Source organism: Enterococcus sp. HMSC061C05 (assembly GCF_001814765.1).
GTDB classification, from domain to species: Bacteria; Bacillota; Bacilli; order Lactobacillales; family Enterococcaceae; genus Enterococcus_B; species Enterococcus_B lactis.
Genome location: NZ_KV817737.1, coordinates 1 through 11337, shown reverse-complemented (window position 1 = coordinate 11337; position 11337 = coordinate 1). Strand labels below are relative to the sequence as shown.

Annotated in this window: 8 protein-coding genes, 2 pseudogenes and 1 other annotated feature; of the genes and pseudogenes, 8 read left to right on the top strand and 2 right to left on the bottom strand. The window is 38.8% G+C overall.

Annotated features, from left to right (window positions below; translation table 11 throughout):
• Positions 1-281 precede the first annotated feature (281 nt).
• Positions 282-767: a prolyl-tRNA synthetase associated domain-containing protein gene (locus HMPREF2988_RS05790; RefSeq protein WP_002293342.1), complete on the bottom strand. Its 486-nt coding sequence runs from the start codon at positions 765-767 to the stop codon at positions 282-284.
• An 88-nt stretch (positions 768-855) separates the two neighbouring features.
• Positions 856-1201, top strand: a binding site (T-box leader).
• A gap of 44 nt (positions 1202-1245) precedes the next feature.
• Between HMPREF2988_RS05790 and HMPREF2988_RS05785 the strand changes: the two genes are divergently transcribed.
• The 7 genes and pseudogenes from HMPREF2988_RS05785 (at position 1246) to HMPREF2988_RS13945 (ending at position 9102) form a co-directional block, all read left to right on the top strand.
• Positions 1246-1887, top strand: coding sequence for an amino acid ABC transporter permease (locus HMPREF2988_RS05785; RefSeq protein ID WP_070770163.1), 642 nt, complete (start codon positions 1246-1248; stop codon positions 1885-1887).
• A gap of 18 nt (positions 1888-1905) precedes the next feature.
• On the top strand, positions 1906-2541 hold the full coding sequence (locus tag HMPREF2988_RS05780) for an amino acid ABC transporter ATP-binding protein (RefSeq protein ID WP_002293345.1): 636 nt from the start codon (positions 1906-1908) through the stop codon (positions 2539-2541).
• Positions 2542-2558: 17 nt separating this feature from the next.
• Positions 2559-3374 carry an amino acid ABC transporter substrate-binding protein gene (locus HMPREF2988_RS05775; RefSeq protein ID WP_070770162.1) on the top strand — a complete coding sequence of 272 codons (816 nt, stop codon included), beginning with the start codon at positions 2559-2561 and terminating at the stop codon, positions 3372-3374.
• Between the two features lie 158 nt (positions 3375-3532).
• On the top strand, positions 3533-4969 hold the full coding sequence (locus tag HMPREF2988_RS05770; RefSeq protein WP_070770161.1) for a glycoside hydrolase family 1 protein: 1437 nt from the start codon (positions 3533-3535) through the stop codon (positions 4967-4969).
• A gap of 188 nt (positions 4970-5157) precedes the next feature.
• Entirely contained in the window at positions 5158-7605 is a 2448-nt protein-coding gene (locus HMPREF2988_RS05765) for a DNA translocase FtsK (RefSeq protein ID WP_070770160.1), read from the top strand.
• 233 nt (positions 7606-7838) lie between these two features.
• On the top strand, positions 7839-8906 hold the full coding sequence (rlmN, locus tag HMPREF2988_RS05760; protein WP_002293564.1) for a dual-specificity RNA methyltransferase RlmN: 1068 nt from the start codon (positions 7839-7841) through the stop codon (positions 8904-8906).
• Positions 8896-9102, top strand: a pseudogene (locus HMPREF2988_RS13945) (hypothetical protein). Before rlmN ends, HMPREF2988_RS13945 begins: the two are co-directional and overlap by 11 nt.
• Here the strand turns inward: HMPREF2988_RS13945 and HMPREF2988_RS05755 are convergent.
• Positions 9099-10202, bottom strand: a pseudogene (locus HMPREF2988_RS05755) (iron-containing alcohol dehydrogenase family protein). The pseudogenes HMPREF2988_RS13945 and HMPREF2988_RS05755 sit on opposite strands and share 4 nt — an antisense overlap.
• Positions 10203-10753: 551 nt before the next feature.
• On the opposite strand from HMPREF2988_RS05755, the gene aac(6') reads away from it, so the two are divergent.
• Entirely contained in the window at positions 10754-11302 is a 549-nt protein-coding gene (gene aac(6') / locus HMPREF2988_RS05750; RefSeq protein ID WP_002293569.1) for an aminoglycoside 6'-N-acetyltransferase, read from the top strand.
• Positions 11303-11337: the final 35 nt, after the last annotated feature.

Below are 11337 nucleotides of genomic sequence, written 5' to 3'. Positions count from 1 at the left end.
GTCTCACGCTCTAAACACGTATAACCGGCGAAAGCAGAAGCAACTCCTTCGGAAATAATTTCTTGAACTTCTTCTTATTTCTTGGAGTTAAACGCTTCTGTCCCAGCCTCTTTTCGTAGAATCAATAAATATGGATTGGGCTAACTATGGAAGAATACTCTAGTTTTCAGCGTTCATACTAGTTGTTACATTGTTTGATGGGCTAAAAGAATTTCTGATATATTTTGTGCTAAATAAAGAAAAAGACGCTTGGATTGGGAAATAAGAAAACTACTCTATCATTACAAATTTTCATAAACTGGCAGATGTTCTAAGTAAACAAGTATCTTTTCAAAGTCGGAAAAATCCATGATCAACGTAGTGGTATTGATATTTGGATGAAAGCCTACGGTATCTTGACGATCAATAGCAGCATCGATCACGACTTGGATTTTTTTCTCTTTGTCGTGCATCAATGCTAATGGAGTCACTGTACCTGCTGGAACACCTAGAAGGTCGGGAAGCTGTTCTTCAGAAACAAAAGATAAGCGCTTTTCTTTTAATTGTTCAGCTAGTTGTTTTAAATCGGCATGCTTTTCATCAGGCAAGATGACAAGATAGATTTTTTTTCCTTTTCTTGATTTCAATAATAGATTTTTTACTTGCGGACCAGGTAGGGAAAAAGGGACATTTTTGACTGACGTAATCGCAGGATGATCGACTTTTTGAAAAGAGATATCCAGTTTTTTTAGTAGTTCATAAGCTTCTTGTTCGGTTGCACGACTCATTGCGCATCATCCTCCTTTTTTATTAGTGTATCATAAAAAAGAGTTGACAAATGAAAAATAATCATGTAAATTACACGTAAAGTTAAAACAAATGACATCGAAAAGAAGAGTAGCAGTTAGGTGTTTTTAGAGAGTCTCTGGTTGGTGGAAAGAGGCAGCAGTTAACCGTGAAACACATCTTGGAGTCGATTTTCTGAAGCATATAGTAGGAAAATCCGGGGAGCCCGTTACAGCTGCGGTCGTTGCTAGATGACCAGATAAGGCTGGCTTTTCCGTGAGGAGCCGGTAAAAAAAGGTGGAACCACGTGATTAACGTCCTTTGATCTTCGGATCAAAGGACTTTTTGTTTTCATCTGATTTGCAACGACTGTGTGAGGTTTTTTCTGCAAGGAAAAAATAAACAGAGGTGGAACCACGTATAATACGTCCTCTTGGCATTTGCCAAGAGGATTTTTTTATTTTAAAGGAGGAAAAGAAGATGGAGTATTTAATTGAAGTTATGCCGCAATTATTAGTAGGAGCACTCACAACATTGAAATTATTTTTATTTACCTTGATTGGCTCGCTGCCATTAGGGATTATTTTAGCACTAGGATTGTCCTTGCATTTTAAGCCACTACGCTACTTTCTTCAAACATATGTATGGATCATGCGGGGAACGCCACTATTGTTACAGCTGATTTTTGTTTTTTATGGTTTGCCGACGATTGGGATCGTTTTTGATCGATTCGAAGCAGCACTCCTTGCTTTTATCTTGAACTATGCCGCTTATTTTGCAGAGATCTTCCGTGGAGGGATACAATCGATTCCTCAAGGTCAATATGAAGCAGCGCAAGTTTTGCAATTAAGTCCCTTCCAAACGGTGACGAAAATCGTCATCCCGCAAGTGACAAAGATTGTTTTACCTTCTGTAGGTAATGAAGTTATCAACTTGGTCAAAGATTCTTCCTTGATCTATATATTAGGTTTAGGTGACGTAATGCGTGCCGGGAAAATCGCGATGGAACGCGACGCGACTTTACTGCCTTTGCTAGGCGTGGCAATCATCTATCTTACATTGACTGGTATTCTAACAATCGTAATGAAACAAGTTGAAGGAAAATTAAATTATTACCGCTAACTGATAGGAGGAAGAAATATGATTGAATTGAAGAAAGTGAACAAAGCATTTGGTGAAAAAGAAATAATCAAAGATTTGGATCTAATCATTCCAGATGGGAAAACATTAGCTATCGTAGGTCCTTCCGGTGGCGGTAAAACCACACTTTTACGTATCTTGGCTGGCTTAGAAAGCTCTGACAGCGGAGAATTTTATTTAGACGGTGTACCGTTCAATCCATTCGAACTTAAAATGAAAGAACAAGTTGTAGGAGTCGTATTCCAAGACTTCCAGCTATTTCCACATCTGAATATTTTTGAAAACATTACCTTAGCACCGAAAATGGTATTGAAACAGACAAAAGAAGAATACACCAAAAAAGCAGAAGAATTAGCGGCTTCATTAGGAATTAGCGATTTATTGAATAACTATCCTTATCAGCTTTCTGGCGGACAAAAACAACGGGTAGCGATTGCCAGAGCATTGGCCATGAATCCGAGGGTATTGGCTTATGATGAACCAACGAGTGCTTTAGATCCTGAGTTGCGTCAGCAAGTCGAGCGTTTGATCCTATCATTGAAAGAAGACGGGGTAACCCAAATCATTGTCACCCATGATCTCGTATTTGCAGAAAATGTCGGTGATCAACTATTAAAAGTTTCCCCAATTCGTTAAGAAAGGAGAAGATAGAGATGAAAAAAATCAGTTTTCTATTCGCTTTGCTCGTAGGTCTTCTTCTTTTTACAGGCTGTTCGAATAAAAAGGCTTCAGCAGATAATTGGGCGGCTATCAACGAAGAGAAAAAAATCGTTATAGGTTTGGACGATACATTTGTTCCTATGGGATTTAGAGATAAAGACGGGAAGCTTACAGGATTCGATATTGATTTAGCCAAAGCAGTCTTTGAACAATATGGGATTACGGTAGACTTTCAGCCTATTGACTGGTCAATGAAGGAATTTGAATTGAACAATGGAACGATCGACTTGATCTGGAATGGCTATTCCAAGACACCGGCAAGAGAAAAGAAAGTGCAGTTTACAAAACCTTATATGGAAAATGATCAAGTACTGATCACACCTAAAGAATCAGGAATCACAAGCTTTGAGCAAATGAAAAATAAGAGATTAGGTGCGCAAAATGGGTCATCTGGTTATGATGTATTTACGAAACAACCAGAAGTATTAAAAGAGATAGTCAAAAACCAAGATGCTGTTTTGTACGATAGTTTTAATGAAGCACTGATTGATCTGAAAAGCGGACGGATCGATGGTTTGCTGATGGATAAAGTATATGCGGACTATTATTTGAAACAAAGAAACGAACTAGAAGACTTCAACATGACAAAAGGTTCTTACGAAAGTGAGGATTTTGCGGTTGGCGTGCGTAAGTCAGATGATACGTTAGTGAAGAAGATAAATGAAGCATTTGATCGATTAGAAAAAACAGGGGAATTCCAAAAGATCTCCAATAAATGGTTTGGTGAAGATGTCACGCCGAGAAATTAACAAAAACATACTAAGATTAGAGGGAGGGGAACATCATTCGTCAATGATGTTCCCCTCTAATCTTAGTATGTTTTACATAATTTTATTTTGTTATGGAAGGGGTTTCGTGTTATTCTAAAAAGAGGAACGATTGAAGGTTATAGGAAAGGAAGAGATGAATGGAACACAAAGAACTTACCTCATTTCCAAAAGATTTTCTGTGGGGCTCTGCTTCTGCAGCGTATCAAGTAGAAGGAGCTTGGCAAGAAGATGGGAAAGGCGAATCAGTCTGGGATCGATTTGTTCGAATTCCAGGAAAGACATTTAAAGGAACAAACGGTGATCTGGCAGTAGACCACTATCATCGTTATAAAGAAGATATTGCTTTAATGAAAGAACAAGGTCTAAAAGCTTACCGCTTCTCTGTAGCTTGGACACGGATTTTTCCTAATGGGCGCGGAGAAGTCAATCAAGCTGGGCTCGCTTTTTATGACAGATTGATCGACGAATTGATTGAAAACGGTATCGAACCTATGTTGACTTTGTATCATTGGGATCTTCCACAAGCGTTGCAAGATGAATATAATGGTTGGGAGTCACGTCAGATCATTGAAGATTTCACTCATTATGCAGAAACATTATTTGAGGCATTCCGCGGGAAAGTCCATTACTGGATTAGTTTGAATGAACAAAATATCTTCACTTCATTAGGCTATTTATTAGCAGCACATCCGCCAGGCGTGACGGATCCAAAACGAATGTATGAAGTCAACCATATCGCAAATCTAGCAAATGCATCTGTCATCAACAAATTCCATGAGTTAGAAATGCCTGGGAAAATCGGACCAAGCTTTGCGTATACGCCAAATTATCCAATCGACAGTAATCCTGAAAATGTTCTGGCAGCCGAAAATGCAGAAGATCTAATGGCCAATTACTGGATGGATGTCTACATGTGGGGGAAATATCCTATTGCTGCTATGAGATTCTTAGAAGAAAAAGGATGGGCGCCAACGATTGAAGCGGGCGATGCAGAATTGCTAGAATCAGCCAAGCCAGATTTTCTTGGGATCAATTACTATCAAACAGCGACGAATGCATTCAATCCATTAGATGGGGTTGGAGCAGGAAAAATGAATACGACCGGGAAAAAAGGTTCATCAGAAGAAACAGGGGTTCCTGGAATGTATAAAAAAGTTGAGAATCCATTTGTCGAACGAACAAATTGGGACTGGGAGATCGACCCAGAAGGCTTAAGGATCGGATTGCGTCGTATCACGAGCCGTTACCGCATGCCGGTGCTGATCACGGAAAATGGCTTAGGAGAGTATGACAAGTTGACAGAAGACAAACAAATCCATGACGACTATCGAATCCATTACTTACAAAGCCATGTCAAAGCAATCAAAGAAGCAATTTCAGATGGAGCAGAAGTATTAGGCTATTGTACATGGTCTTATACAGATTTGCTTAGCTGGTTGAACGGTTATCAAAAACGATATGGATTTGTATATGTCGATCAAGATGAAACACAAGAAGGAACTTTGGAACGATACAAGAAAGACAGTTATTACTGGTACCAAAAACTGATCGAAGAAAATGGAGAGAACCTTTAGTTCTCATGCTTAAAACAAGAAGGTACGGCTGGATATGGCCGTGCCTTTTTTTGATAAAATCATTTAGAAATTAAGAAAAACTGTAAAATAAGCTGAAAAATGAAAGAAAGCGTCAGTTCTTTCAAACAAAACTTTAGTTCCCTTGCTTTTTTTTGTATAATGAAACTTGATGAAATGAGGGATAATAAATGGCACAAAAGAAACGGCCTACTAAGAAAAGGAAAAAGACGAAAAAAACGAAAAAGCAAAAACAGCAGCAAGAACAAATGCTGACGATTGGTGTTGGATTTGCCTTGATTCTATTTGCTGTATTCGGCTTTTTAAAATTAGGTTTTTTAGGAATATTGATTGCAAACGGCTTTCGGATCATTGCAGGAAATACTTACCAAATCCTCTGTCTTTTATTAGCCGTATTAGGATTTTGGATTGTCATTAAGAATACAGAGTTTTCAATTGGCAAAAACCGACGCTGGTTTGGCGGTATACTCTTTTATTTCGGTATCTTATTATTGCTACATGCCCATTTATTCGGCAAACTCCATACTGGGGAACCAAATATCATGGGGACGACATGGGACTTATTGGCTAGCGATATAAAACAAAGTCAAATAGATAATAACGTTGGCGGAGGAATGATCGGAGCAATTCTTTATCATTTCACTTATTTCTTGATTGCACAGCCTGGAAGTTATTTAGCAGCCGTTTTATTACTGGCGGGTGGAGCATTCTTGTTCAGTAATTTGGAAGGCTATCAGCTGCTGAATGGTATCCAATCAATTGGAGAACGGGTACAGGAATTATTAGAAGGTGATCCTGCCAAGCAAGCTCAAAAGCAAGCGGCAAAGGAAGAAAGAATGAAACAGCGTGCAGAAGCGAAAGAAGCAAGACGCTTAGCGGCACAAGAAGCAGCAGAAAAAGAAGCTGCAGAATATGAGAAGAAAAAAGCTGTGAACCAGCAAAGGAAAAATACTCCTGATGAATGGCAGGAACCAGAAAATGCCGAACCTGAGCAGTTAAGTTTTGTTCCAATTGACAGTTTTCAAGAAAATATCCATCCTGCGAATCTAGAAAAACCAGTACCAGATACACCAAAACAGACCAATACAGCGGAAGGTTTTGCTGATGAGTTGCCAGAGGATGACGGTACTTCATTAGAATTTGAGATCGAAGCAGAACAGGAAAATCAAGATTACGAATTGCCGACAGTTGACTTGCTTGATTCTATACCAACTGTGGATCAAAGTGATGAGTATAAAAAAATCGAAAAAAATATCGGTGTATTGGAACAAACTTTCCAAAGTTTCGGGGTGGATGCTAAGGTCGTCAAAGCTAGTTTAGGCCCATCCGTCACAAAATTCGAAGTCCAACCAGCTGTAGGGGTAAAAGTAAGTAAAATCGTGAACTTAACAGATGATATCGCACTTGCTTTAGCAGCGAAAGATGTTCGGATGGAAGCGCCGATCCCAGGTAAATCACTGATTGGTATTGAAGTACCAAATGGAAAGATCAGTATGGTTTCCTTTAGAGAAATCATCGAAGCTCAGCCAAACCATCCAGACAAATTACTGGAAGTACCTTTAGGACGTGATGTTTCTGGACGAGTACAAACGGCTGATCTTTCGAAAATGCCTCACTTACTTGTAGCTGGTTCGACTGGTAGTGGGAAGTCAGTAGCAATCAATGGGATCATTACAAGTATATTGATGCGTGCTAAGCCCCATGAAGTAAAACTGATGATGATCGATCCGAAAATGGTTGAATTAAATATGTACAACGGGATACCTCATCTGTTGACGCCGGTCGTGACGAACCCTAGAAAAGCGGCACAAGCCTTACAAAAAGTAGTACAAGAAATGGAAGAACGATATGAAAAATTTGCGGCAACTGGTGTAAGAAATATTTCTGGTTACAATGAATTTGTTCAGCAGAAAAACTTAGAAAACGGAACGAAACATCCAACCTTACCATTCATCGTAGTAATCGTAGATGAATTAGCTGACTTGATGATGGTAGCTAGCAACGAAGTCGAAGATGCGATTATTCGTTTAGCGCAAATGGCTCGGGCAGCGGGCATCCACATGATCCTAGCTACTCAACGTCCAAGTGTGGATGTTATCACAGGGATCATCAAAGCAAATGTACCTTCCAGAATGGCATTTGCTGTATCAAGCGGTACAGATTCTCGGACGATCATCGACTCTAATGGAGCAGAAAAGCTCTTAGGGCGAGGAGATATGCTGTTCTTGCCAATGGGTGAGAATAAACCTATCCGTGTGCAAGGAGCATTCATCTCTGACCATGAAGTGGAGCGGGTCGTTCAATTTGTTACAAATCAGCAAGAAGCTCATTATGAAGAGAAAATGATGCCGACAGATGAAGTTGAAACGGCAGGTGCCCCAGAACAGCCACAAGATGAACTGTTTGAGGAAGCAAAAGCACTTGTTGTTGAAATGCAAACAGCAAGTATCTCCCTTCTCCAAAGAAGGTTTCGAATCGGTTACAACCGAGCCGCTCGACTCGTAGATGAACTGGAAGCTCATGGAGTTGTTGGCCCATCAGAAGGAAGTAAGCCTCGGAAAGTATTCATTGAGCAAGAGGAAACATCAGAACCACTGCCGGAAGATAATGAAATGTAAAACTTGTTCGATGAACGGTTGAAAAACGAATAACTATATAAAAAAGACAAGACATGATGATACCAAGAGAAAAAATGGCTTTTTTCCCATTTTTTCTAATACGGTACGATGTCTTGTCTTTTTTGCTTTTTATGAGATGAAAGTTCTATTCGATTTATTTGTGAAGTATTGCATTAACTAAACGAATCATGTATAGTATGTAGCGAAACTTTGAGAAAAAGAGGGAAAATACTTTGGAAAAACAATCCATCTATGGCTTGACGAATGAAGAATTAATCAATTGGTTTATAGAAAACGGTGAGAAAAAATTCCGAGCTGCCCAAGTTTGGGAATGGTTGTATCAAAAACGTGTAAGTAACTTCACAGAAATGACGAATCTATCAAAACAATTGATAGAAAAATTATCGGCGCATTTTATCATCAATCCTCTGAAACAAATGGTCGTCCAAGAAGCTTCGGACGGTACAGTTAAATATTTGTTTGAACTTCCTGATAAAAATATGATCGAGACCGTACTAATGAGACAAGAATACGGCTTGTCCGTTTGCGTGACGACACAAGTAGGATGTAATATCGGCTGTACATTTTGTGCAAGCGGGTTGCTTAAAAAGAACCGAGACCTGACCGCTGGAGAAATCGTTGCGCAGATCATGATGGTTCAACATTATTTTGATGAGCGCAATCTTGGTGAACGTGTTTCCCATGTCGTCGTAATGGGAATCGGTGAGCCATTTGATAATTACGACAATGTAATGGACTTTTTGCATATTATTAATGATGCCAAAGGATTGGCGATTGGTGCGCGACATATTACAGTTTCTACTAGTGGCTTAGCACACAAAATCAAGGAATTCGCTAATAACGGCTTGCAAGTCAATCTGGCTATTTCCTTGCACGCGCCGAACAATGAGGTGCGAACATCGATCATGCGGATCAACCGAAGTTTCCCAATTGAGAAATTGATGGAAGCTGTGGATGAGTATTTAGAGAAAACAAACCGTCGAATCACGTTTGAATATATCATGTTGAATCAAGTAAATGATAGACCAGAGCATGCGCAACAATTAGCAGATCTATTAAAAGATAAGAAAAAGTTAGCATATGTCAACTTGATTCCATATAATCCAGTCAGTGAACATGATCAATATTCTCGCAGTCCAAAAGCTGATGTATTGAGATTTTATGATGTATTGAAGAAAAACGGCGTAAACTGTGTGATACGTAAAGAACATGGTACAGATATTGATGCAGCTTGCGGACAATTGCGAAGCAAGCAAATGAAAAAAACAGCTGCCAAATAATCGTAGCCTGCTTCGTTTTTTCAATTACCATAAAAGGAGCAGTTTTCTTAATTAAGGAACTGTCCAACTTAAATAAGTGAAAAGATTCTATAGCGAAAGTTATAAAGCGTTTTTTGACAAGAAAAGCCCTCATAAGCAAAGAAATGTCGTCAATTTGATGACAGCCTGCTTGATGGGGGTTTTAGCAATTATTTAACTGATTTTCTTATATCCTTGCTGGCTTTCTTGTGTAGCATGATAAGTTTCTACGTCAAGAATGGCCTGTTTAAATTTTTCTCTGGTGATTTCATAAGGCACATGTTTGATATCATTTGTGGCCATGGCTTTATCTAAGATTGCTTCTAAATCGGTCGTGACATTGAGATTCATGTCGGTTAACGATACTGGAAGTTGGTTCTTTTTCATAAACACATAGATTTTATCAAACAAATCGAACTGCTGATCCATCATCAATAAGGTCAGTACACCATAACTGACAGATGCTCCGTGAAGGTATCCCTCCATTTTTTCTAAAACAGTCGTACCGTAATAGAATGAGTGTGCCATAGCAGAATTATAGTTATTGTTAACTAAAACAGAAACCAATCCGGTAGTAACAATGATATCCGAAACGACTTGTTCAATTGCATATGAGGGACGATCGTCGGCACTATCTTTCAATGCTTGCGTACCATAAGTCAAGAGACGATCAATGCACATTTTTCCGATTTGGATTCCTAATCTATCCGTGTAGCCTAGATCATCGCCACGAGCAGAAAAAGTAGATTCGACTTCTTTGGATAAAGCATCGCCAATACCTGCCCATAAGTATTTATCAGGTGCTTCGGCAATAATTGCTGTATCAATGAAGGTGTGTACAGGTGGTTTTGAAGGAAAGAAGAGTCCGTCCATTACGCCTTCTTCGTTATAGATGACACACACCGCAGTGACGGGCGAACAGTTCGAACCAATAGTGGGGAAGGTGAAGACTGGTTTAGCTAGTTTTTCACCAATGACTTTTACAGTATCGCAAGCACGACCACCGCCGACTGCAAACAAGACGTCTGCTTTTTGGACACTTTCATGTTGGATCAACTGTTCAATATTTCCATAAGTTGAATTACCCCCGTACCAGAGACTGGCGATAACTTCTATTTCCTGAGTCAAAGCTGCTTTTATTTTGTTTTCTGCCTTTGAAAGTGCAGTCTTCCCTCCAATCAGCACTACTTTTTTCCCATATTATTTGACGATTCCATTTGCTTTTTCATACGCATCTGTTCCAATGGTATAATTTGGTAAGAAAACACTTTGACTCATATTCTTTTCCTTCTTTCTTCGTTGAAACGGGTTAAAATTTTAAAGAGTGATCTTTCTGACCGCGGCTGTAGATGGAGTAGAGGCGAATCTAAGACAGGATAAGTAATGAATAAGGTGGCATGAACACCTTGAAATCATCAATAAGTATCCTAAAAATAAAATAAGTACATAAACATTGAAAACGACAATAATGAATTTTTGTTCCTCCTAGTATTTCTACGATTCCTTTTGCTTTTTTGTAATTATCTAAAAATTCTAAAAATTAAGATTATTATATGAAAACAGGTTTTATTTGTCAATTCATAATTGTTTTTTTTAAAGCGAAAGATAATCTATATCATGATGAACAAACAGAGTTTTTCCCTCCAATTGATGGCCTTCCTGATCTTTCCTATTTTGAATAAAGTGTTTCTGTATAATTTTTTTATTTTATAAGTAAGGTAAATAATGAAAGAATAGAGATACTGATTGGTAGCTAAAGATTTTTGAGCGAGAACATTTCGTTTTTTCAAAAGGACTGTTAGAATAAGCAAGAACAAGGGGGAAGACGTATGATAATCAGTGAATTTGACCGTAATAATCCAGTATTGAAAGATCAGCTTTCTGATTTACTGAGACTGACTTGGCCGGAAGAATATGGAGACAGCTCGGCAGAAGAAGTAGAAGAAATGATGAATCCAGAACGGATCGCGGTAGCAGCGGTTGACCAAGATGAGTTAGTAGGATTTATTGGTGCAATCCCTCAATACGGTATCACAGGTTGGGAATTGCATCCATTAGTTGTAGAAAGCTCCCGACGAAAGAACCAAATAGGTACTCGATTAGTCAATTACTTAGAAAAAGAAGTAGCTTCCAGAGGAGGAATAACGATTTATTTAGGTACGGATGATTTAGACCATGGAACAACGTTAAGTCAAACGGACCTGTATGAGCATACGTTTGATAAAGTGGCCTCCATCCAGAACCTTCGTGAACATCCATATGAGTTCTATGAAAAATTAGGTTATAAAATCGTAGGTGTCTTACCAAATGCAAGTGGTTGGGACAAACCGGATATTTGGATGGCAAAAACGATTATTCCTCGACCAGATTCTCAATAATAAAAAGAGGTTGTGAAATCAGCGTCCTGACCTGA

Coding starts and splice junctions, on each gene's coding strand:
- HMPREF2988_RS05790 (WP_002293342.1), bottom strand. CDS start 767: ATGAGTCGTGCAACCGAACAAGAAGCTTATGAACTACTAAAAAAACTG.
- HMPREF2988_RS05785 (WP_070770163.1), top strand. CDS start 1,246: ATGGAGTATTTAATTGAAGTTATGCCGCAATTATTAGTAGGAGCACTC.
- HMPREF2988_RS05780 (WP_002293345.1), top strand. CDS start 1,906: ATGATTGAATTGAAGAAAGTGAACAAAGCATTTGGTGAAAAAGAAATA.
- HMPREF2988_RS05775 (WP_070770162.1), top strand. CDS start 2,559: ATGAAAAAAATCAGTTTTCTATTCGCTTTGCTCGTAGGTCTTCTTCTT.
- HMPREF2988_RS05770 (WP_070770161.1), top strand. CDS start 3,533: ATGGAACACAAAGAACTTACCTCATTTCCAAAAGATTTTCTGTGGGGC.
- HMPREF2988_RS05765 (WP_070770160.1), top strand. CDS start 5,158: ATGGCACAAAAGAAACGGCCTACTAAGAAAAGGAAAAAGACGAAAAAA.